This window comes from uncultured Chloroflexus sp., from assembly GCF_937951745.1.
Taxonomy (GTDB): domain Bacteria; phylum Chloroflexota; class Chloroflexia; order Chloroflexales; family Chloroflexaceae; genus Chloroflexus.
Window position 1 is genome coordinate 35,534 of sequence record NZ_CALFBQ010000014.1, and the last position, 23,153, is coordinate 58,686.

At 58.7% G+C, this 23,153-nt stretch carries 19 protein-coding genes; 14 read left to right on the forward strand and 5 right to left on the reverse strand.

All coding sequences use genetic code 11. From position 1 onward, the window contains the following. Positions 1 to 44: 44 nt before the first annotated feature. Entirely contained in the window at positions 45 to 1,193 is a 1,149-nt protein-coding gene (locus Q1A59_RS04575) for a hypothetical protein (protein ID WP_298405889.1), read from the forward strand. Then, the gene (gene holA / locus Q1A59_RS04580; RefSeq protein WP_298405891.1) at positions 1,162 to 2,124 is read left to right on the forward strand and encodes a DNA polymerase III subunit delta; all 963 of its coding nucleotides are present in this window, start codon (positions 1,162 to 1,164) and stop codon (positions 2,122 to 2,124) included. Before Q1A59_RS04575 ends, holA begins: the two co-directional genes overlap by 32 nt. A gap of 69 nt (positions 2,125 to 2,193) precedes the next feature. Here holA and rpsT read toward each other — a convergent pair whose 3' ends face one another. Further along, positions 2,194 to 2,478 carry a 30S ribosomal protein S20 gene (gene rpsT / locus Q1A59_RS04585; RefSeq protein WP_298405893.1) on the reverse strand — a complete coding sequence of 95 codons (285 nt, stop codon included), beginning with the start codon at positions 2,476 to 2,478 and terminating at the stop codon, positions 2,194 to 2,196. 102 nt (positions 2,479 to 2,580) lie between these two features. Here rpsT and murJ point away from each other — a divergent pair, with 102 nt between their 5' ends. Beyond that, the gene (gene murJ, locus Q1A59_RS04590) at positions 2,581 to 4,155 is read left to right on the forward strand and encodes a murein biosynthesis integral membrane protein MurJ (protein ID WP_298405895.1); all 1,575 of its coding nucleotides are present in this window, start codon (positions 2,581 to 2,583) and stop codon (positions 4,153 to 4,155) included. A gap of 56 nt (positions 4,156 to 4,211) precedes the next feature. On the opposite strand, the gene Q1A59_RS04595 is transcribed toward murJ, so the two are convergent. Continuing rightward, complete coding sequence (locus Q1A59_RS04595; protein WP_298405897.1) at positions 4,212 to 5,693, reverse strand: phytoene desaturase; 1,482 nt, start codon at positions 5,691 to 5,693, stop codon at positions 4,212 to 4,214. A 339-nt stretch (positions 5,694 to 6,032) separates the two neighbouring features. Here Q1A59_RS04595 and Q1A59_RS04600 point away from each other — a divergent pair, with 339 nt between their 5' ends. The 6 genes from Q1A59_RS04600 to Q1A59_RS04625 all read left to right on the forward strand — a co-directional run bounded on the left by Q1A59_RS04600 (position 6,033) and on the right by Q1A59_RS04625 (position 11,491). Beyond that, positions 6,033 to 6,767, forward strand: a complete 735-nt coding sequence (locus Q1A59_RS04600; protein WP_298405898.1) for an SCO family protein — start codon at positions 6,033 to 6,035, stop codon at positions 6,765 to 6,767. Between the two features lie 16 nt (positions 6,768 to 6,783). Further along, positions 6,784 to 6,945, forward strand: coding sequence for a hypothetical protein (locus Q1A59_RS04605; protein ID WP_298405899.1), 162 nt, complete (start codon positions 6,784 to 6,786; stop codon positions 6,943 to 6,945). Next, on the forward strand, positions 6,942 to 7,430 hold the full coding sequence (locus tag Q1A59_RS04610; RefSeq protein WP_298405900.1) for a cytochrome c oxidase subunit II: 489 nt from the start codon (positions 6,942 to 6,944) through the stop codon (positions 7,428 to 7,430). The genes Q1A59_RS04605 and Q1A59_RS04610 overlap by 4 nt, the downstream gene beginning before the upstream one ends. Before the next feature lie 41 nt (positions 7,431 to 7,471). Beyond that, positions 7,472 to 9,151: a b(o/a)3-type cytochrome-c oxidase subunit 1 gene (locus Q1A59_RS04615; RefSeq protein WP_298405901.1), complete on the forward strand. Its 1,680-nt coding sequence runs from the start codon at positions 7,472 to 7,474 to the stop codon at positions 9,149 to 9,151. A 197-nt stretch (positions 9,152 to 9,348) separates the two neighbouring features. Then, positions 9,349 to 10,365: an ABC transporter ATP-binding protein gene (locus tag Q1A59_RS04620; RefSeq protein ID WP_298490103.1), complete on the forward strand. Its 1,017-nt coding sequence runs from the start codon at positions 9,349 to 9,351 to the stop codon at positions 10,363 to 10,365. Positions 10,366 to 10,381: 16 nt separating this feature from the next. Beyond that, entirely contained in the window at positions 10,382 to 11,491 is a 1,110-nt protein-coding gene (locus Q1A59_RS04625) for an ABC transporter ATP-binding protein (protein ID WP_298405903.1), read from the forward strand. On the opposite strand, the gene Q1A59_RS04630 is transcribed toward Q1A59_RS04625, so the two are convergent. The 3 genes from Q1A59_RS04630 to Q1A59_RS04640 form a co-directional block, all read right to left on the reverse strand. After that, positions 11,488 to 12,252 (reverse strand): protein kinase domain-containing protein, encoded by a 765-nt coding sequence (locus tag Q1A59_RS04630; RefSeq protein ID WP_298405904.1) that lies wholly within the window; start codon positions 12,250 to 12,252, stop codon positions 11,488 to 11,490. The two genes, Q1A59_RS04625 and Q1A59_RS04630, sit on opposite strands and share 4 nt — an antisense overlap. 128 nt (positions 12,253 to 12,380) lie before the next feature. Continuing rightward, complete coding sequence (locus Q1A59_RS04635; RefSeq protein ID WP_298405906.1) at positions 12,381 to 15,425, reverse strand: AAA family ATPase; 3,045 nt, start codon at positions 15,423 to 15,425, stop codon at positions 12,381 to 12,383. Then, entirely contained in the window at positions 15,422 to 16,111 is a 690-nt protein-coding gene (locus Q1A59_RS04640) for a phosphoribosyltransferase (protein WP_298405908.1), read from the reverse strand. Before Q1A59_RS04640 ends, Q1A59_RS04635 begins: the two co-directional genes overlap by 4 nt. Positions 16,112 to 16,261: 150 nt before the next feature. On the opposite strand from Q1A59_RS04640, the gene Q1A59_RS04645 reads away from it, so the two are divergent. The 5 genes from Q1A59_RS04645 (at position 16,262) to Q1A59_RS04665 (ending at position 23,080) form a co-directional block, all read left to right on the forward strand. Next, positions 16,262 to 16,504, forward strand: a complete 243-nt coding sequence (locus tag Q1A59_RS04645; protein WP_298405910.1) for a cyclic-di-AMP receptor — start codon at positions 16,262 to 16,264, stop codon at positions 16,502 to 16,504. A gap of 6 nt (positions 16,505 to 16,510) precedes the next feature. Continuing rightward, entirely contained in the window at positions 16,511 to 17,701 is a 1,191-nt protein-coding gene (locus Q1A59_RS04650; protein WP_298405912.1) for a glycosyltransferase family 4 protein, read from the forward strand. Positions 17,702 to 17,914: 213 nt separating this feature from the next. After that, positions 17,915 to 18,061 carry a hypothetical protein gene (locus Q1A59_RS04655; protein WP_298405914.1) on the forward strand — a complete coding sequence of 49 codons (147 nt, stop codon included), beginning with the start codon at positions 17,915 to 17,917 and terminating at the stop codon, positions 18,059 to 18,061. A gap of 248 nt (positions 18,062 to 18,309) precedes the next feature. Next, positions 18,310 to 19,047: an adenylate/guanylate cyclase domain-containing protein gene (locus Q1A59_RS04660; protein WP_298405915.1), complete on the forward strand. Its 738-nt coding sequence runs from the start codon at positions 18,310 to 18,312 to the stop codon at positions 19,045 to 19,047. Between the two features lie 265 nt (positions 19,048 to 19,312). Next, complete coding sequence (locus Q1A59_RS04665) at positions 19,313 to 23,080, forward strand: AAA family ATPase (protein WP_298405916.1); 3,768 nt, start codon at positions 19,313 to 19,315, stop codon at positions 23,078 to 23,080. Positions 23,081 to 23,153: the final 73 nt, after the last annotated feature.

Below are 23,153 nucleotides of genomic sequence, written 5' to 3' on the forward strand. Positions count from 1 at the left end.
ATTCATAACATTGTTCAGACCCTCTTGAGACGAGTAGAGGAGCGATGCCGGTTCGTACATCAGATAGTGCCGGGGTCTTAGCCGACCTCATCGCACAGCTTGGCCCTCGACAGGCAACATCAACCGCCGAAGCAATTGCGGCAGCTCAGATCAACGCCCGCCTGCGACAGGCGGGCTTCAGTGTCGCAACCCATTCCGTGCCTGCCACCGCGCATCCGGGCACCCGGCTCGCACCGGTAGCGATTGGGTTGATGGCGGCGATTGGGTTGGCAGCTTGGCAGCCAGTATTAGGCATAGCGTTGGGCTTCTGGCTGATGGCGCTGCTGCTGATTGATGGGATTTATGCGCCATTACCACCGCTACGCCAACGGGGGATCAGCCAGAATATCATTGCGGTGCGCCCGATCGAGGCATCTGACACCCAAACCCCGCCCCAGCCACGCTGGCGGTTGCTGTTGCTGGCGCCACTTGACACGCCGCCGGTTTGGCGCGGCATTGCGCGCTTGATTGCGCCGACCTATGAGGGGTTGCTGGCCCGGCTGGCACTTGGCAGTCTACCATTGGCAATCGCCGTCACCGCCACTGCATCGGCGCTGCGCTGGACATTAGCAATCGGCGCCTTCGCCGGGGCCTTGTTGTTATTCTGGGCCTCTCGCCGCCAGCCACCGCTCATTCAGCCCGATGGCGGGATCGCAGCGTTAGCGACATTGATCACGGTTGCGCAACACCTCCCTCGACTACAACGGGTAGAGGTTTGGGCAGCAGCAGTGGGGGCGGCCTACTGTGACCACCATAGCGTGCGAACCTTGCTTGCACACTATCCATTCGCGACAACAAATACGTTTATCATTGGTTTAGGACCGCTTGCCTGCGGGCAATTAGCGATTATCAGCCGTAATGGCATCTTTCGGCACAAAGTGGCTGACCCACTGCTATATCGACTAGCAATGGATGCCGATCAAACCGATCCGGTGATTGACCTCGAACCACGCACGCAGGCTGCCAATGATGAACTGCTCTCACCGTTGCAGCAGCGCGGCTTTCGCACCCTCAGCATTCGCGCTATCGCGGACGGCAATCACGTACTCGATCCATCACTGACCGAACGAGCTGCTCGGCTGATCATAGCCATTATTCACGCACTTGACACCGATAAGACGCATGACAATCTATCTGTTTTACGGACCAAATGAACTGGCGCGCAGCGAAGCGGTCGCTGAATTGCGGGCCAGCTTGCCGGCAGAGGTAGCCGACCTGAATATTAGTGTGCTTGATGGACGCAAAGTGACCATCGAACAATTAGTCGCCGCCTGTGAAGCGCACCCATTTCTGGCCGATCGGCGGCTGGTGATCGTTTACGATGCGCTTAAGCATAGCAAAGCCGGCAAAGCACGCGAAGAGCTGCGTGATTATTGCGAACGGGTGCCAACAACATGCGATCTGGTATTTGTGGAACAAGACGAAGTTGACCGGCGGCACCTGCTCTTTACTTACCTGAGCAAACGCGGCACGGTGCGCGAATTTCCGCTGCTCAGCGGCCAAGAGCTGTTGCGCTGGATCGAACGGCGGGCGAAATCGCTTGCAGCAACGATCGAGCCTACCGCTGCGCAGCGGTTGGTTGATTTAGCCGGAAATGACAGCCGCGCGCTCGCGAATGAGCTGGCCAAACTAGCCACGTATGTGGGCAGGGGCGGCACGATCGATCAAGCAGCAGTTGACCGGCTCGTCACCGATCAACAAGAGCAGAACCTGTTTACCTTCATTGATGACTTAGGCACACGCCGGCTAGGTGCGGCGTTGCGTGGCGCGCGGGCATTGATCGAAGACGGCCAAGCGCCGCCGTATGTGTTGTTTATGCTGGCGCGACAAATCCGGATCCTCTTGCACGTGAGGCAACTGGTTGCGCAGCGCCGTAGGCCTGACGACATTGCGAGTGAACTGGGATTGAAGCCATTTGTCGCTCGTAAAGCCGCTGAACAGGCACGCAATTTTACGGCAGCCGAATTGGTCACAGCCCACGACCGGCTACTTGAACTCGACCATGCGATTAAGACGGGGAAAATGCAGGCGGAAACGGCACTCGAGTTGTTTGTGGTGGAGATGTGCCAAGCGCAGCGAGGGTAGCGTTATCTAGGGAAGATACGGGCGGGTTTGAAACCCGCCCGTGCCATTTGCCCGCTCTACGGCGTCTGTTTATGCAGCTGAACCAGTCTGCGCGGCCAGCGCCACCTTCTTGGCCTTCTGAGCGAGGCGCGACTTCCGGCGAGCAGCGTTGTTCTTGTGAATAATTCCTTTTACTGCCGCCTTATCGAGCGTGCTATAAGCAAGGCGCAGCGCCATCTCATCGACGACACCGCTGGCCAATGCCTGTTCAGCTTTCTTGATCATCGTCTTCACCCGCGAGCGGTACGACTGGTTGCGCAGGTGCTTGCGCGCATCGCTCCGAATGCGCTTCTTTGCCGACTTTGTGTTCGCCAAGGTCAAACTCCTCGGATATAATTGGCGCGTTATTGCGACACGTGAAACGGCGAGCGCTTGCTCGCCGCGCTAGCTCTGAAGTATAGCATAGGAACGCCAACCGTGCAACTGAGCGCCGTCTTACGTCGTCTGAGCACCCAGCGTAACAGTCTGATCGTCATGGGCGGCTTCATCTTAAGCCGGCTGACCGGTCTGATCCGTGATATTGTCGCTTCATACTATTTCGGCACGTCGGCTGAGATGGCAGCGTATGGGGCTGCGATCAGCACCGTTGATCTGCTCTACCTCGTGATCATCGGCGGGGCGCTGGGCAGCAGTTTTATTCCAGTCTTTATCGAATTGTGGGAGCGAGAACGGCCAGCGCGGGCGTGGGAACTGGCCAGCGCAGTGGTGACGTGGGCGCTGATTGTGTTGACAATCGCGAGCGCCGGGTTGTTTGTGGTGGCACCATGGTTAGTACCGCTCTTGTATGGCGGGCAGGGATTTACGGCGGCAACGCTTGAGCTGATTGTGGCTTTGACTCGACTATTCCTGCTCTCGCCGTTGCTACTGGGACTGGGGGGATTGGCGATGGCGGCGCTTAACGCGCGTGATCGGTTTACGATGCCTGCCTTAGCCCCCAGCATCTACAACCTCGGCATCACCGGCGGCGCACTGCTGGCGCCATGGCTGGGCATTTGGGGCATGGCATGGGGAGTTGTCATCGGCGCGTTGGGGTACCTTCTGATCCAATTGCCGGTGCTCTTCACGATCGGAATGCGGTTACGTCCACATCTGGGCCACCATCTGCCCGAACTAGGCAAGGTAGCGCAAGCAATGGGGCCGCGCGTGATCGGGCAAGCGGCGGCTCACCTCAGCATTGTAGCAACGCTAGCCCTAGCCGCCCGCCTGCCTGACGGCGACGCCAAGCTGGCCGGATTGCGCTGGGCTTATCAGTTGATGCTGTTACCATACGGCGTCTTTGCGCTGAGTTTGAGCACAGTCGCCTTTCCACGGCTGGCCCGGCTGGTAGCCGAGGGACGGCTGGCCGAGCTGAGTGACGACGTGCGGACAACACTGGGGCGCATCCTCTGGCTGACCTTGCCGGCGACCGCTGGACTGCTCACCTTAGGGCCGGCGCTGGCGCGCATCTTATTTGAGCGAGGCGCGTTTGACAGCCTCTCGCTGAGCTACACTGCCGGCGCCCTAACCGGCTATGCGTTCGCCTTGCCGGCCTTTGCCGCGTCAGAAATCATGATCCGCGCCTTCTACGCGATGCAGCGCACATGGCCACCGGTGCTGATTGGGATCGGGCAAGTGACGATCAATATTGGGTTAGGCGCGACGCTACTGGTGGGGGGGGGCGATGTGAGTGGGCTAGCGATTGCGTTCAGCATTGCCAACTCGCTCGAAGCGCTGGCCTTGGCGATTGTATTAGGGCACACGCTGCCGGGCCTTTGGCGAGCGCCGGCGCTGTGGCGACGCTTGCTGATGGCATTGGGCGCCAGTGTAGCGGTTGGGGTGCTATGGTGGTACGCGCGTGAGCTAATCCCCGGCGGCACACCAGCGGCAGGTTATCGTTGGCCAGACGATCTGGCCGGACTATTGCTTGGCTTGGTCGGAGCGGGCGGCGTTGGGGTGATAATCTATGCTGCGTTAACAATACTACCGGGTCGCCGTCGCCCAATACAACTATGAAAGACCATTTGCCCGCCCCGTCGGGGGCGAGCAACTGTTTGTTTAGGGAGCGTGCGCTACGCCTCTTGAGCCACCAAATTGGCCACAATCGCGCCGGAAGCGATCACGCCGGGCAAGCCAGCGCCGGGATGGGTACCGGCGCCGACGAGATACAGATTGTCGATATCCTCCGAGCGGTTATGGGGGCGGAACCAAGCCGACTGGGTGAGGATCGGCTGGATAGAAAAGCCTGCGCCGAGATAGCTATTGAGCGCATCGCGATAGTAGCGCGGATCGACCATATGCTCAACCACGATATGACGGCGCAGATCAGGCATATAGTGCTCTTCGAGGAACGAAAGGATCGCCTCGCGCAACCTTGGCCCAGCCGTCGCCCAATCGATCGGCGCTGCCAGATTAGGCACCGGCGTTAGGACATACAGCGCCTCGTGACCGGGAGGGGCCAGCGTCGGATCGTTATGGGAGGGCCGATGCAGATAGAGCGAGAAATCGTCAGCCAGCCGCTTACGGTTGAAGATATCGTCGAGCAAGCCCTTATAGCGTTCGCTGAAGATAATATTGTGCTGCACCAAGCGGCGATCGTCGTAGCGCCGGTTAATGCCGAGATAGATCACCGCCAGCGACATACTGTAGCGCATGCGTCGCAGCCGGCGATCGGTCTGCACCTTGCGATAGCGCGGCGGGATCAGACGCATATAGGTCTGGGGCACATCAGCATTCGAGACCACAATATCGGCGGGGAAGAGCCGGCCATCTTGGGTGCGCACAGCACGGGCGCGACGGCCATCGATCACAACCTCAACTGCCTTGGCATTAAGCTCAAGCTTGCCGCCGAGTTCGGTAAAGAGCTGCACCATCGCCTTGACGATAGTGCCGGTGCCGCCGCGGGCGTGGTAGACACCCCATTTCCGTTCGAGGTAATGCACCATCGCGTAGATCGAGGTGGAATCAAACGGATTACCGCCGATGAAGAGCGGATGGAACGAGAAACAGCGGCGGAGGAAATCATCTTGGAAGAACTGAGAAACAAACCGGTAGACGCTCTGATGTGATTTAAGGCGAATGAGGTCAGGAGCCACCCGCAGCATATCGCCGAAATGGAGAAACGGCTTATCGATCAGGCTAAATCCCTTCTCAAAGATCGGGCGGGTACTGGCGATAAAGCGCTTATACCCTTCGACATCAGCCGGGTTCCACTGGCGGATCTGATCGAGCAACGCCTGCTCATCATCACCATACTCAAGGTAACGGCCCTCGTGATTAAAGAGGCGGTAATAGGGCCGGCATGGTTCAAGGGTAAAATAATCTTCGCGCCGTTTACCAGCTAACTGCCACAGCTCATCAAACATAAACGGCGCCGTAATCACGGTCGGCCCGCTATCAAAGGTATAGCCTTTCGTCTGATACACATACGCGCGGCCACCGGGCCGATCGCGCTGTTCGAGGATTGTCACTGCGTGACCTTGGGCTGCCAAGCGGATCGCGGCGCTCAGGCCGCCAAAACCGCTACCAATAACCACAATCTGCTTTGATGCCATACAACTATCACCTTTTGCGACACAACACGGCGCGCCGGAACGCCGCTCAGGAACCGGCCATGCCGATTGTAGCGGGGAACCGCCACCCATGCAGAGAGAGTTTGTCGGCGTAGCGTGAAGAGACGATAACCGGGAGCGACGCCGGTCTTACCAACAATTCCGTGCAGCAAGTTCAACCCAGCGCTAAGGAATTATTTGTATATCGTGTACGTATTCACTGTGAATAGAATGATGAAAAGTTGCAAGACCGCAACCATTTGTTATAACCGCTTTACTCCACTACAACCGATCGCTAGGTATACTCGGCTTGCAAGCGATTGTAGCTAGACGGATCGCACCATGCGTTTGTGGATAGCCGAGAGTTCTGGGCAAACTCAGCAATGGCACCGCGCCATCACTAAGCACCGTGGTGTGCAGTTATGGGCAGCGCTAGGCATCATCGTCGTCGCTGGCCTGCTGGCAACCTTCTTATGGTTTGTGATTGCGCGTCCGGTGAAGGTATTGCCACGCGGCGAACAGTTTCCGCCCTTTGCATTGACGGATCAACGGGGCAGCCGGCTACTCGACAGCGACCTACGCGGGCGAATGGTGTTTGTCAGCCTGATGCATAGCCGATGCGGCGACGAATGTGCCGAGCAGACCAAGCACCTGCTCGAACTGAGGCAAGAGCTGCAACGCAGCGGACGGCTCGGCAGTGACGTTCTGTTTCTCACCATTACCCTTGATCCAGCGCATGACACACCAGCCGATTTGTCAGCATTGGCCGGCCAACTCGGCGTTGACCCGCAAAGCTGGCGGTTTGTCACCGGCGATCCACGCGAAGTCAAGATGGTCGTGGGCGGCGGGTTAGGCGTGTACTACACCGAACCTGATGCCAACGGCAAGCTGTACGCCGAACGGCGCACGTTTCTGATCGACTCGAGCGGGATGATCCGCACCTCGTACCCAGCCGAAGGCCCACCGCTAGCCATTGCGCTACGTGACATTGACCTGCTCACCCGTGAAATGGGCAGCCAAGGGGCTATGCGATTAGTGTACGAAGCGTCTCATCTTTTTGTCTGTTATCCGGAATAGCCTTGAGGAGGAAAGGATGTCAAGCTACCGCCGACCATCGGACGACGAGCACGATGACGATCATGAGCCACCGCGCGGCGCGCTGATGATCACGTTAGGCTTCTTGCTGGCGATGAGCATTCTGTGGATGCAGGTCTATCTGACCCTGTTGAACAACGGAGGGATACCGGCGTCATGAAAGACAAGAAGTTTATCAGCTATTTGTTTGAAGTGGCGTGGATCCTGCCCAGCGTCGCGATCCCGGTCTCGATGCTGGTTGCGATCCTGATCACCGCCTTTGCGGTTGGTGTACGAGTTCCGACGACAGCAGGGCGGGTCAGTGTGAGCGCCGTAGCTGCCGGGGCCGATGCCACCTTCAGTCAGACCGGCCTGCGCGAAATTGCGCCCGGTCGCTATGAAGCGATCATAACCGCGCAGACCTTTATGTTCACACCGAATAAGATTGAAGTACCAGCCGGATCAAAAGTCACCTTCATTCTCACCAGCAAAGATGTGATCCATGGATTCAAGATTGAAGGCGCGCCGATCAACGTGATGGTCATCCCCGGTCAAGTCTCGCGCGTGACTGCCACGTTCGACAAACCGGGCGAATATCTCGTTGTCTGCCATGAATATTGCGGGGCCGGCCATCATGTAATGTACGGCACGGTTGTCGTCTATTAAACAAGGCACTACTTGGCTGGAAATCTAAAGGAGAGAGTTGCATGGCTAGTATTGCAGCACGCGCCCGCCCGGTGGCGATCAGCACTGATCTCAGTGTTGAGCGCAAGCTTGCCGGGATCAATATCTTCATTGCATTCGCCGCACTCGCTGTCGGCGGCTTGATGGGTGTGCTCCAGATCCTGCGCTACAACGGGTTGGATCTCTACACTCCATCGAAACCGCTTCTCCCCGGCGGTTATTATCAGGGATTGACCATTCACGGTGTGTTGAATGTATTGGTCTTTACAACGTTCTATATTATTGGCTTTTTGACTTACATCTTCACCAAGAGCCTGAATCGCCCGCTGGCGAGCAGCCGGCTGGCATGGGCTACACTCTGGGTGATGGTCACGGGTCTCGTGTTGGCGGCGATCCCGTTGTTGACCAACAACGCCACCGTCATGTTCACCTTCTACCCGCCGCTGAAGGCAGATGCGCTCTTTTACATCGGTCTGACGCTGGTAGTGGCCGGGACGTGGCTGTTGTTGGTGAATATGATCATGACACGCAATGCTTGGCTCGCCGACAATCCCGGCCAGCGCACGCCACTGCCGGCCTTCATGGCGATTGTGACCATGCTGATGTGGACGATCTCGACCATTGGTGTGGCGAGCGAGATGCTCTTTCTGGTCATTCCGTGGTCGTTAGGGTTGGTCGGCGGCACTGATCCGGTGCTGGCGCGCACCCTGTTCTGGTTTACCGGCCACCCGATTGTCTACTTCTGGCTGTTGCCGGCATACATCTCGTGGTACACGCTGGTGCCGGAACAGGCTGGCGGCAAGCTGTTCAGCGATCCAATGGCGCGGGTTTCGTTTATTCTCTTCCTGATCCTGTCGCTACCGATTGGGATGCACCATCAAGTGACCGATCCGGGCATTTCCGAGATGTGGAAGCTGGTGCATGCGATCTTCACCTTTGGCGTGTTCTTCCCCAGCCTGCTCACCTTCTTCAACGTCGTCGCGTCACTAGAGTATGCCGGACGACGGAACGGCGGCGAAGGCTGGTTAGCGTGGATCTTTAACCTGCCGTGGGGCAAGCCCGAAATCTCGACTCAAATTGTGGCCATGATGCTCTTTGCTTTCGGCGGCATCAGCGGGTTGGTGAACGCTTCGTACAACGTCAACCTCGTGGTGCATAATACATCGTGGATTTCGGGTCACTTCCACTTGACGGTCGGCACGGCAGTGGCGCTGAGCTTCATGGGCATCACCTACTGGCTGGTTCCGCACCTCACCGGGCGGAAGCTATGGAGCCGCGGATTGGCGGTGGCGCAGCCATGGCTCTGGTTTGTCGGCATGGGTCTCTTCTCGCACTTCATGCACGAGCTTGGCCTCCGCGGTATGCCTCGCCGCACCGACATCGGCGGCGCACCCTATGTGCAGGATGAGTGGCGGTTCTTCCTCTTCTTTGCCATGATCGGCGGTCTGATCATGTTTGTGAGCGCCATTTTCTACTACCTCAACATGATCATGACGCTGACCCGCGGTGAGAAGCTGGCCGAAGCGCCCGATTTCACCTTCGCCAAGGCGATCTCTGGCCCTGAAGATGCACCCAAGATCCTTGACCGGCTGCTGGTGTGGGTGGCAATCGCAGCGATCATTCTGATCATCAATTACGTGCCGACCATCCTTGATATTTTGCGCACGGCTACATTTGACGTACCGGGCCGCAGAGTCTGGTAACAAGGGCGTGTTCGCATAACATTGGCCGCCATCGCTGTAAGACCTCTATAGCGCCGCACAGCCGTGCGGCGCTATAGATTCCTTGACACTGACCGGTTTTCTGTGGTACTATCCCCCTATCCGCACCATCAAAGGTAAACATAACAACGGAATGGCCATGCCCACACACCACTAGGGCAACGAGACAAAGGATCTGTATGGCCCCATTGCTCGAAGTTCGCGATCTACGCACCTATTTCCATACGCAGGACGGCATCGTCAAAGCGGTCGACGGTGTTTCTTTTTATGTCAATCGAGGCGAAACGCTCGGCATCGTCGGCGAGTCGGGTTGCGGCAAATCGGTCACGTCACTCTCGATCATGCGACTAATCCCAACCCCGCCGGGCAAGATTGCCGGCGGCCAAATTCTGTTCGACGGCGAGGATCTGTTACAAGCCAGCGAAGAGGAGATGCGGACTATTCGCGGCAACCGGATCGCCATGATCTTTCAAGATCCGATGACGTCGCTCAACCCGGTGTTGACGATTGGCCGGCAGATCACCGAGTCGCTCGAGTTGCACCTCAAATTGACCAAAAAAGAGGCGCGTGATCGTGCGGTCGAACTACTCGACATGGTGGGCATTCCCTCGGCCAGCAAGCGGCTCGATAATTACCCACACCAGTTTTCGGGCGGGATGCGCCAGCGGGTGATGATTGCGATGGCACTCTCGTGCAACCCCGAACTGCTGATCGCCGACGAGCCGACCACCGCGCTCGATGTGACAATTCAGGCCCAGATTCTCGAATTGATCAACCGGTTGCGCGAAGAGTTGGGGACGGCGGTGATTTTGATTACGCACGACCTTGGCGTTGTCGCTGGCATGACTGACCGGGTGACAGTGATGTACGCCGGCAAGGTGGTAGAAGAAGGCCCCACTAGTGAAATCTTTACCAACCCGCGTATGCCGTATACGATCGGCTTGTTGCGCTCGATTCCGCGGCTCGATGAAGAGCGGGGCCGGCGCTTGACGCCAATCCGTGGCTTGCCGCCGAATTTGATCGATCTGCCGCCGATCTGCCCCTTCAGCCCGCGCTGTGATTACGCGCGGGAGGAATGCCTCGCCAGCGCGCCAGCATTGCGCAGTGTGGGCCAACACCATCGGGCGGCATGCCATTTCGACATCACGATTGAGACTCCGATTCCCCAGCACGTAACGAGCGACATTGCGGCTTGACGAGGCGAGGCATTTCATGGCTACGTTGGCACAATCCTCCGGCGAACAGTTGATCGAAGTGAAAGACCTGCGCATGCATTTCCCGGTCACACGGGGGATTATTTTTCAGCGGCGCGTAGGCACAGTGAAAGCGGTTGATGGCGTCAGTTTTACGATCAAGCGCGGCGAGACGCTTGGGTTGGTAGGCGAGTCGGGCTGCGGTAAGAGCACCACTGGGCGGGCGATTTTGCAACTGTACCGTCCCACCAGCGGGCAGGTACTGTTTCAGGGTGTCGATTTGACCACATTGCGCGGCAATGACCTGCGCCACATGCGCCGCCGGGTGCAGATGATTTTCCAAGACCCGTATGCCTCGCTCAACCCGCGCATGACGGTCGGCGACATTATTGCTGAGCCGATCCGGGTGCATAAGCTGCGCGAAGGGCGAGCAGTGCGCGAGCGGGTCGAGGAGCTGTTACATCTGGTTGGTCTTAACCCAGCGTTTGCCAATCGCTACCCGCACGAGTTTTCCGGCGGCCAACGGCAACGGATCGGGATTGCACGTGCGTTGGCGGTTGAGCCGGATTTTGTCGTTTGTGATGAGCCGGTCTCGGCGCTTGATGTATCGATTCAGGCGCAAGTGGTCAATTTGCTGGAAGAGTTGCAAGACAAACTCGGTTTGACTTATCTGTTCATTGCACACGACCTCAGCGTCGTTAACCACATTTCTGATCGAGTGGCCGTGATGTACCTCGGCAAAGTGGTTGAGTTAGCCGAGGGGCCAAAACTGTATTCGATGCCGCTGCACCCGTACACGCAAGCGCTGCTCTCGGCGGTTCCGATTCCTGATCCGAAAGTGGAACGGCAACGCCGGCGAATTATTTTAGAGGGCGATGTCCCTAGCCCACTCAACCCGCCGTCAGGCTGCCATTTCCACACCCGCTGCCCAATTGCCATCCAGAAGTGCCGTGAGGAAGAGCCACCGTTTGTTGATTACGGCAACGGCCACTTTGCCGCTTGTTGGCGCGCGCGCGAAAGTGCGACGCTGATGCCAGAAGTGGCGCGAAAACAGGCCGAAGCTATTACCGCGCGGATTGCGGCTGATATTGGGCGGGTTAAGAGTATTACCCACGAGCAGGATAGTTAAGCCATATCTTTGCTCAATGCGCGCACTTGCATGGCAAGGGCAAGCGCAATCGCGGCTGCCGGCGGGCGTCGGGCGGGATCGGGCACACAGCAGGCGGCCATCAGATCAACGATGTGTGGATCAGCGGGGGTATCGCCAAAGAGATCGCCTATGATCTGGCCAAACGCAAAGATATCAGCGGCAGGCGAGGGTTCGGCACCGACGCGCCGTTCCGGCGCGATATAACGATTCGGGGTAATGCCGCCAAGCGCTAACGCTTCGCTGCTCAGCCGCCCTAATGCTAAACCGCTGATGGCCAGCCGCAACCCGGCGCGATACCGCACATCAGGGGTTAAGAGCAAAGCGGCGGGACGGAGATCGCCATGCACCACATGAAACCGGTGGGCATACGCTAAGGCCAGCGCTGCCTGTCTGAGCAAATCAAAGAGGACGGCAGGCGGCGCAGACACTCGTCGCAACCATGTCGGCAGCGATCCAGTCGCCATATACTCGCTGATGATAAAGCCATACCCATGCCATTCACCGCTCTCGCTGATGCGCAGAATGTGCGGATGGCGGAGCGCAGCCGCAATCCGCGCTTCATAATGGAAGAGCGCGCGTAATTCAGTGGCATGATCGAATGAGGCGCGCCACAAGCGCACGGCGCATGGTTTGCCGCTGAGCAGATCGGTGGCCCGGTAGACATCACTGTACACCGACGAAGCGATCAGTGCTTCGATATGGGCATGCCCGATGATATCCCCGATCTGTGGTCGCACCATAGCCCCCCCTCGCTGGCAACCACACCACGAAGCATTCGCAAACACAAAGTTTATGTATACCGCATACGCACTCACCGCAACCACACACCAAGAAGGCCGAAGACGATTGCCAAGCTATTCCCGATCATTTACGTTACATACAGCGTCGCTTCTCGTTCGGCCAAGACCGCCCGCGCCTCGGCGATTGCAGCCAGCAAGCGTTGGCGGCCACCGGCTTCGGCAAGCGCTTGCGCTTCGGCCAGCACAGCGCGCGCCTCGGCTACGGGCAACAGCGGCGCGATCCAAACCCGGATTTGCGCGGCCAGATGACGAGCGCCAAGGGTATCGGCTTGGGCCAGCGCCGTTGAAAGACAGTGAACAGCGCACGTCGTTTCACCACGGCGAACGGCCACCAAGCCGAGATTAGCCGTTAGACTAGCCACCCGTTCAGGAATACCAAGTTGGTTCGCCAAACCCAAGCCTTGTTGGAAGTAGGCTTGCGCGGTGGCGAGATCGCCGTGAGCCAGCGCCACTTCGCCGGCGGTCGAAAGCAGGTACGGTTGCAACGCCAACAACCCGCGTTCTTCGGCTAACGCCAGTGCGGCGGTAATGATCTCGCCAGCGGCAGCCACCTCACCGCGCAACAACCGGTGGTAAGCTTGGTTATTGCGAGCCAGCACGCGCCACGTACTGGCCTCATCCCCCGTCTGGTCAGCAATGCGCTGCGCCGCTTCGTAACGCGCAATAGCGGTATCAAGATCACCCTGCTGCGCAGCAATATTGCCTAGCTCGAAATGAACCTGCGCCAACGCGGCCTGATCGGCAACCGGACACGACAGGAGCACCTGTTCGGCAGCGGTCAAGCGTTCGGCAGCGCGATAGAGATCAGCCCCCTCCAGCGAAAGCGCCGTCCCCCACAAAAAGAGCGCTGTAGCCTGTTCTTTCGGATGCGCCGCCGGATCGGGCTGGCTCACCAGCGCAATCACATCAGCATAGCGCCCTTGCGGAATAAGCGCAAGGGCCAACGCCAACCGGGCCACGAGCGCGTCATACGCGGTCGGCGCAGTTGCAATTGCGTCGCGGAAGGCTTCAGCGGCTAGCGCCGCCGCGCCCGATTGCAAGCGTGCCTCACCCACTTTCAGCAAGATGAATGAACGCTGCGTTGCTGGCGCACCGGCTAAGGCCTGCGCATAGAACTCGGCAGCTTCAGGCCAAGCCGCCAAGGCCGCGGCTCGTTCGGCGGCGCGCAAAGCATAGGTCGCGGCTCGTTCCAGCCAGCCACCGGCAGCAAAATGGAACGCGATCTGGCCAGCCAGATCGTCAAGCCGGTCGCGGTAGACGGTCTCAAGCGCTTCGCCGACCCGCCGGTGCAACATCCGGTAGCGCAATTCGCCCACATCACGGTAGGCAACTTCCATCGTCAAGCTATGGTCAAAACAAAACCGGCCATCGGCGCACGGCAACACCAACCGCGCCGCCAACAGCTCATCGAGCGCATCGAGCACCGCCTCTTCCGACAGGGCCGCCGCTTTGGCCGCGACCGCGAAATCGAAATCGCGACCGACAGCCACTGCTGCATCGAGAAATCGCCGGGCTGGATCGGAAAGCCGGCTGAGACGCGCTTCGATCAGATGGTACACCGTCTGCGGCACGACCGGCTGCGCCGAGAGCGTACTTAGATCAACCATCCCATCGGCGGTCAGCCAGCCGGCAGTGCGTGCGTAGCGCACCAGCTCGGCGATGATATAGGGATTACCTTCGGCGCTCTGTTCAAGCCAATTGGCGAGCGGATGGGCAAAGGTTGGACTGAGACGGCGCGCTATGGCGAGCGTCGCCTCCGGCGGCAACCGATCGATCGCCAAACGGATCAGCCGCTCTTCACGCACTAATGCACGGATCAAGCCAGCGAGCGGACTGCGCGGTTCGGGCAGACACGCGGTAGCAACCACCACCAGATCAGCTTCAGTGCTCAGCCGCAGCACATAACCAAGCCAACCCAGCGTACTCACATCGGCCCACTGTAGATCATCGATCAAGAGACTCAGCGGGGTTTGGCGAGCGATTTCGACCAACAGACGGGTAATAGCTTCCCACAACCGTGCCTCATCGGGCGGTTCGGCAGGCGGCGGGGTCAGATCGGGCAACAGGCGGCCCAATTCGCTCCACCAGATCGGAGCGAGGCGCACCTGCGCGCGCAAGACAGGCCACTCTGGACGCGCCACCAGCATAGCCAGTGCCGCGCTGATCGGATGGTAGGGCAAATTCTGTTCAAGCTCACGAGCGCCTCCGCTGAGAGCCAATCCGCCGCGCCAAGCAAGGAACTCTTCAGCCAGACGGGTTTTGCCAATGCCGGGCACGCCTTCAATCAGCAATAAGCGACCGGGGCGTGCTTCGGCGCGCAAGCGAGCCAATTCAGCCTCGCGACCGGTAAACGGCAACAAGCCATTAGCGACCGGCGGGCGGAAGCGCGGCGCGGGGGACACCGCGAGCGTATCGGTAATAATTGCGTCGTACAGCGCCTGCGTTTCGCGCATCGGCGACACACCCAACTCTTGATCAAGTAGCTCGCGCAACCGCTCAAAGCGCCGGATCGCGCTGACCCGATCGCCGCTCAGGTAGGCCAATCGCATCGCATCACGCTGAACGTCCTCTTGGAGTGGATCGATAGCGAGAGCGGCATCGAGCGCCCGCAGCGCATGAACCAGATCGCCGCCTTGTTCATAGAGACGGGCCAAGCGCAGCCATCCTCTTCCCACGAGCGAACGGGCTTGGATACGGGCACCCTCCAACCAAAACTGAAACGGCTCGCAATCGAGCAGCTCAAAGCCAGCCAACAATTCGGCAGAATCGGCAGGTAACACTGACACCAAGGCTGCGGCACTCGCCTGCGGATCGGCCATCACGGCGTACAACGCGCGCAGATCAACGGCAGCCGCCAGCGCAAGCTGCTCATCATCGGCGATCAAGGCATCGCCAACCGCGCGGCGAATCGTGTAGAGCGCGGAACGAAGAAGCTGTTGGGCCGCGCCACGCTCGTGATCGGGCCAGAAAAGGGCCAACACCTGTTCACGCCGCACCGGTCGCGCATGCGCAGCCAGATAAAACAGCAATGCCCGGTTCCGCCGGCGCGACAACGGCACCGGCTGATCATTACGCAACACACGCGGTGAGCCGAAGAGTTGGACGACGATCATGCACCCTCTTCATGCGGCACAGCGCTGGCCGGCAAACTAGCCTGCAACAACTGCCGCACCTCATCATCACTCGTCTGGCGAAAGTCATCATACCAGTAACTGAGCGCGTAGAACGGTTCGACTGCCAACACCGCAACCACATCATCGGCCACGGTGCGCAGATGACGCACGCTCTCGGTACTGGCAACCGGGACTGCCACCGTAATCCAGCGCGGCTGCTGCAAACGCACGCAGTTCACTGCGGCATGCATCGTCGCGCCGGTGGCCAAGCCATCATCAACAATAATCACCGTCTTGTCGTGCAGCTCTGGCGGCGGGCGCTGGCCACGATAAGCGCGGGCGCGGCGCTCAATTTCGAGCTGTTCCTGCGCCGTAATTTCTTCGATCACATAGGACGGAATAGCCAAGTCGGCAATGATATCGTGATTGAGCACCCGCGCCCCCTGTTCGGCAATAGCACCCATTGCCAACTCGGGCTGGCCGGGCACCCCCAACTTGCGCACCAGCAACACATCGAGCGGCGCAGCGAGCGCTTGCGCCACTTCGTAGGCGACCGGCACACCACCGCGGGGCAGGGCCAGAACCTGCAGGCGAGTCCGGTCAGCATAATGGCTCAAGGCCCATGCCAAAGCGCGCCCGGCAGCACGCCGATCAGGAAAGCGATGTGGAATAACCGGTGCTGGCATAGCGAACCCCCTTTCGAGCATCAAGGGCGAACCGCTGATCACGATCATAACACAGGCAACGTTGCCCAACAATAGGAAAACGATTGACGGCAGGGCCGCCTCTTCGTATAATCTCGGCAGCAAGAGGTGGCAGCATGCGAAAGGGCGGATATGAAATTGATTGTCTTCGTGGTCGAAGATGCGAATGCCGATGCCGGCGTTGACGCGCTGGTCGCCGCCGGGTTTCGAGTGACACGACTGGCGACGACTGGCGGCTTTTTGCGCCGAGGAAATACAACCCTGCTGGTGGGCGTGGAAGATGCGCAAGTCGATCGCGCGCACGAGATTATGCAACGAGCAGCGCCGGGGACGCTGGCAATCACGATGGATCTTGAGCGGTACGAGCGGCTGTAGGCAACTGTGCGTATCTTATATCTTGCTTCCGGCATTCCGGTGCCGGGTACATTGGGCGGCAGCATTCACACGCTGGAAGTCGCGCGCGGTCTGGCTCAACGCGGCCATGACGTGCATGTGGTGGCAGCCAGTCGTGAGCTGCCGCTCAGCCATCTGCGCTTCCGGCCAATGATCCGGCTCGCCGGGCAGCCGTACAACGGGTTCACATTGTACCAGCAAGACCTGCCCAAACTGCTGAGCCTGCTCGGCGTGGCAGCAGTTATGCGGTTGGCGCGCTCGTTACGGCCCGATCTGGTCATCGAGCGCTACTACAACTTCGCCGGAGCCGGCATGATCGCGGCACGGCAGTTAGGAATTCCAGCAATTCTCGAAGTGAATGCATTGATGGTCGATCCGCCTGAAATACCAAAGCGCCGAATCGACGATGCGTTGGGCAGGCCATTCCGGCGCTGGGCCGAGCGGCAATGCCACTGGGCTGATCGGATTGTGACACCGTTGCACACAACGGTACCAGACAGCATTCCACGAACGAAGATCATTGAATTACCGTGGGGCGCGAACGTTGAGATGTTCATGCCGCCGGCTGCCCCACCCCCCGGCCCACCCAACATCGTATTTATGGGTTCGTTTCGCGCGTGGCACGGCGTGCAAGACTTCGTGCGCGCGGCGCGGCTATTGATTGAACGCGGGCACACCTACCGCTTCACGCTGATTGGCGACGGGCCGGAACGAGCCGCCGCCGAGACATTGGCCGCACCATACCAGCACCATTTCACCTTCACCGGCGCGGTGCCGCACGAACGGCTGCCAGAACTACTGGCGCACGCTCACCTTGGCGTTGCGCCCTTCAACACTGCCCCCCATCCGGCCTTACGCACAGCCGGCTTCTTCTGGTCGCCGCTGAAGATTTACGAATACATGGCCGCCGGCTTGCCGGTTGTAACTACAGCGATCCCGCCGCTGAACACCATCATCCGGGAAGGGACGGAAGGGGCGCTCTTTTGTGAAGGCGATATTGACGATTTGGCCGCCGCCATCGAGCGCGTGCTTGCCGACCCGGCAGCGGCGTTTGCGATGGGGCAACGGGCCCGCGCCCGCGTTGTCGCCGACTTTTCGTGGCAACGGCACTGCGCCGAGATCGAACAGATTGGCACTATGCTGTTGCAACAACACCAACAGCGGGTAGCAGCAACCTAGACAATCTGATCCGGCGCGTTACTTGTTGGCTTCCTAACGAAACTATAGGAACGCGCACGATCAACCATCGAATCGCATCGCCGACCCACGCCGCACATTGTTTTCATCGTATTTTCATCGTTTCCCAATTCACTACTGTTAGCACAACCAAACTGGTTGCGCAACCGTTCACGTGACACATCTCACAACACAGCTTCAGAAGGGAGAAAGCGTATGGTACCACACTCACGCATCGAATGCCGGCTGTATGGTGCCTTTGCGATTCGTTACGCGCTCGAATGTTTTGGCAACTCGGCGCTTTTTGCGATTGCCAACATCGCATTTGAAGCGCTCTACGAGTCGCCACGGGTTTATGTATGACCCCTATATTTTGATTATCAGCAGCATCATCCAGAGCTATCATCTAACCAATTTGCCACCCGTCACGCCATAGCGCCGGCTAGCAGGCAATTTGGTTGGGCCATCAATCTATAGCCTTACCGAAATTGTAATTGAAGGCATGCATTTTTGGGACAACCCCAACCATATTGACTATTGGATCTTTGTATTTATCATTGGGGCTGAGCACCTTTTTCACCGACATCAGCCATTAATTTGTCGGTATAGTAATGCTCTTTTTCGGGTTTACCATCAGCTTAGCCAACGCCACCGGCCACTACTATCTCCAATTACTCCGTACCACACCTGAACAACTAAAGGTATTCTCGGAATGGCTGCTCGGCAAAGAGTTATTAAACACCTCTCTCAGCAATCCCGAACAACTCCATCAACAGCGCCAACAGCGCGTCATTCTCTTCATGGATATTCGCGGATTTACGCAATGGAGCGAGCAGCATTTACCAGAAGAGACGGTGACACTCCTTGGCCGCTACTATCAAACCATCGAGCAGGTCTTCCATCAGCACCAAATCATCAAATGGAAGCTATCAGCCGATGAAGTTATGGCCATTTTCGCCCAACCACACGAAGCACTGAGCGCCGCGCTGCAACGCCAACGCAACGTGAGCGACCTGCTGGCTCGCGAACAACTCGGCGCCGGCATTGGGATACACTATGGTCTTGCGGTTGAAGGGATCCTTGGCAGCAATGGCATCAAGTTTTACAACGTAATTGGTGATACAGTCAACACCGCCAAGCGGATTGAGAGCGCCGCGCGCAATGGCGAGATTTTGGTATCTGAAGAGATGTACCGGGTATGCGCTTCACGTATACTCAAGTTTACCACCCGCACGATCCAAGCCAAAGGCAAATCCCACCCCATCATCATCTATGCGCTCAGCGCCAATCCTGCTCACGCTAAAGACGAGCAATGGCAAGCGCAACAACCGCTTGTCAAAACAAGCTAAGGGCAAAATTCATTGGTCGCAGCCATATTCTGAGATGGACCCACCCGGAAGGAGGGATAGACGAGCAATCATGCGCCGCAGCAAGATTCACCTCAACCAAGGAGCTTGTGCAGCGCGCCAACGCCGTACTTGCGCGACAACCAGCTCTGATCCATAATCAAACAGACCACACAATTGGCACCAACCCAACCGTCCATCACTATTGTATAGCGCAAGCGCCGTTTGTGAGACGGCAATAGGGATGTAGTATCCATCATTCACTGCCATGATGCTCGCTCACCTCAGCGAATTGGCCTGCTACCTCCCCGGCCTGATCCGGCGCCGGTTGCAAAACATTAGCGCGGATGGGCGGCTTGAACCAGCCAAGGAGCGCTTTCCGGCAGCCATCCTGTTTGCCGATCTATCGGGATTTACGGCGCTCACCGAACATCTGACCCACACCAATCCGGCTGGCACTGAAGAGCTGACGCAAATTCTCGAACTCTATTTTGGGCATTTGGTCAGGATCGTCACGGCCCATGGCGGGGATGTGATCAAATTTGCCGGCGATGGCCTGCTGGCCCTCTGGTATGGCGACGAGTCATTGGAACAGCTCACGCGCCGCGCCGTGCAGTGCGGTCTCGCGATCCAGATGATTATGTCACCCGCGGTTTGGAGCACCGCAGTGGTGGATGAAGCGGCGCGGGGGCTACGGGCACGGGTAGGGATTGGGGCTGGCGACGTAACGGTGATGCATCTGGGTGGCATTTTTGACCGCTGGGATCTCTTGATCATCGGTGAGGCCGTGCGTGAGGCCGGCGCAGCTGAAGCGACAGCGCCGCCGGGAGAGGTCGCCTTAACTGCCGCCGCTTGGCAGTTCGTGCAACCATGGTGCAAAGCTGAGCCACTCCCCGGCGGCTACTGGCGGCTCACCGCATTGCTCGATGACGTACCGATGCAGGCGCTTTCGCCACCCCAGATCGACCTCGAACAAATTGAACTCCTACGCTCGTATGTGCCTAAAGCGATTTTGTCCCGCATTGACGCCGGGCAAACCGGGTGGCTCGCCGAACAACGCTATGTGACGGTCTTGTTTGCTCATCTTGGCGATCTAACTGCTGACATCCCATTGCCGGTAGCACAGGCGGCGCTGCGCGCTATCCAGACTTGTATTTACCGGTATGAAGGCAGCATCAACCGGCTTGGCACCGATAATAAAGGACCGACGCTGCTAGTAGCGTTTGGGTTGCCGCCGTTCGCCCATGAAGACGACGCGGAGCGCGGCGTCTTAACTGCCCACGATATTGTCAACACTCTCGCCGATCTGGGGTTTACCTGCACGATCGGCGTCACCAGCGGACAAGCGCTCTGTAGTTCGGTCGGAGGGCAAGAGCGGCGCGAATACACCATGATGGGTTCGGTCGTCAATCGTGCTGCGCGGCTGATGCAAGTGGCTCGGCAGCAAAGCGCGCCCATCTTGTGCGATAGTGAGACAGCGGCAGCTTGCCGCGACCGGATCAGCTTTAACGCCTTACCCCCACTGTACCTGCGCGGGATCGCCGATCCGGTTCATATCTTTCAACCGCTGTTAAGCATCACTGATGGATACGATCGACGGTCGCCGATCACCAACCGCTACACCAACGCCCTCGTTGGGCGGGCCAACGAAATGGCGCTGCTCAATGATCGCTTCGAGCGATTACGGCAGGGCCAAGGCAACGGCATCGTGATTACCGGCGAAGTAGGCATCGGTAAATCGCATCTTGTCCAAGCCTTCATTGCCCAAGCGAGCAACCGTGGCGCAATCGTGCTCGCCGGCACGGCCCGGTTAATCGATCGCAGTCCGTACAATGTGCTACGGGCCGGCCTACCGGGGTTGCTGAATGATCCGCGACTCGGCGATCTGACGGATGCGATTGACACTATCATCCACGAACTCTGGCCAACTACCCTCATTGGCCAGCCACCTAACTTCGCCGCGCTGGCGCCAACCCATGCCGGACGCCTGCGCGACGGTTTGATTACGCTGCTCGTCAATGTGGCCGAACGTGCCTCCTTGGTGATCGCAATCGAAGACACGCAATGGCTCGATGAAACGACATGGACGTTACTGGCCGACCTACTCGATCGCCAGCCGCCCATCTTGCTTATCCTCACGGGGCGACCACCGCTGAATCAGACCGAAGAGCAGCGCCGGCTGCTCTACCATCCATTGATGGATCAGATCAAATTACAGGGACTACCCCCGCTTGCTATTCATGATCTTATTGCCCGGCTCTTTGAAGTTGAGCAAGTCGATGAAGCGATCTGGCGGCTGATTGCCGAGCAGACGCAGGGCCATCCCTTTTTTAGTCTTGAACTAGCCAAAGCCCTGCGCGATGCCGGATTGATTATGCGCCAACGCCAAATCTGTCGCTTCGTGCCGGGGGCAGTTAGCACCGCATTGCGAATGGTTCGTTTACCAGTCACTGTTCAAGGATTAATTACCAGCCGTTTTGACCAATTAACGCTAGAGCAGCAATTGACGTTGAAAGTCGCCAGCGTGATCGGGGTCGAATTTGATCCGGCGACGTTAGCGGCCATTCACCCCGCTCAGATCAATGAACAACAACTGACCAGTCAGCTTTTCGCCATCCAACAAGCCGGCTTGATCACCCTTGAGCGGTTTGAACCAACGTTGTCCTATGCCTTCTGGCCAGCGGCGGTGGCGGAAGTGATCTACAACCTGATGAGTTTTGCCCAGCGGCGACAGGTACATGCCCGCTTAGCCGAGTATCTGGAACAACGCGCCGGCGGCGATCCGCTGCAAGCAACGACCATCGCCTACCACTGGCAAGCTGCCGGTGAGCCGGTACGGGCACAGCCGTATCTCGACCGAGCAGGCGAACTCGCGCTCCACACCGGTGATTACGCGAGCGCGATCGACCTCTTGAGCAAAGCGAACCAGATCAACACCGATCAATCAAGCGTTACTATTGGCCGGCGCGAGCGGATGTTGGCTGAAGCGTTTTATTGCCAAGGCCGTCTTGGCGAAAGCTACCGATTGGTGCAAAACGCCTTTGCCCACCTTGGCCTGCCATTGCCGTCCGATCGCCGGGCCTTGCTCGCCCCAGTGCTGATCGAGAGTGTGCGGCAAATATTGGCGCTGCTTGGCATTCGCCCCCGCACCATACCAGCAGGGATTGATACGATGGAAATTACGCGCGCGGCAAATCTGCTAGTGCAACTCGACTATTACCAGCGCGACCCGCTGACGATGTTGCACAGCTTACTGCGCGCACTGAATCTGGCCGAAGCCGCCGGGTTGCCATTAGCCCGCGCCCGCGCTTATGCGCACATGGAAGTCGCGTTGAACCGGTTGCCAGTCTGCGCCGCGCTATACCGGCGCAAAGCGATGCGGCTAGCGCACGAACTGGGTGATCCCGCCACCATTGCGTGGGCCGCCCAAATGCAGGGTCTCGCCGCCTTGGGCCGAGGAGACTGGCAACGGGCGCAGGCAGCCTTGAATCTCGGCTTGACGATTGCCCAGCAGCATGGTGAAACCCGCCGTTGGGCCGAATGCCGCGCCCTGCTCTGTATGGCACAGGCGCGGACGGGCAATTTCGCGGCGGCGCTGGTCGGTGCTGCCGAAGTCGTTGCTTGCGGCGAGCGAACACGTGACCATCAGGTGCAGGTATGGGGCCGTCTCAGCGCGGTTGAGATTCATCTCGCCGCTGGTGATGTGAATGCAGCGATGGCCGAATGGCAAGCGGCGAGCAACCTGTTTACCGATTCGAGCCGGATCAGCCGCGCCGATCAGATCTGGCATACGCTGTTGGCAGCGCGGATGGCCCAAATCAGCGGCGAGCTGCAACAGGCGCACGAGCTGGCCCTGCAAGCCTTGCACCAGATTCACGGCGCGCCGCCGTTGGCGATTTACTTGCTGCGCAGTTATGAAGCGTTAACCCAGATGCCGTTACCATGGCGGCAACATTGGGAGGCGCGCTTCATTCGTTGGCACGTGGGGTTGATCTTTCCGGTGGTGTTGCGCTCGCGCCAGCAGCGGCGACGATAGCGTGGGATAGATCGTAGGAGGAGAAGCGGTAAGGGCGGGTTGTAAACCCGCCCTTACGCTACCGTTGAGAGGG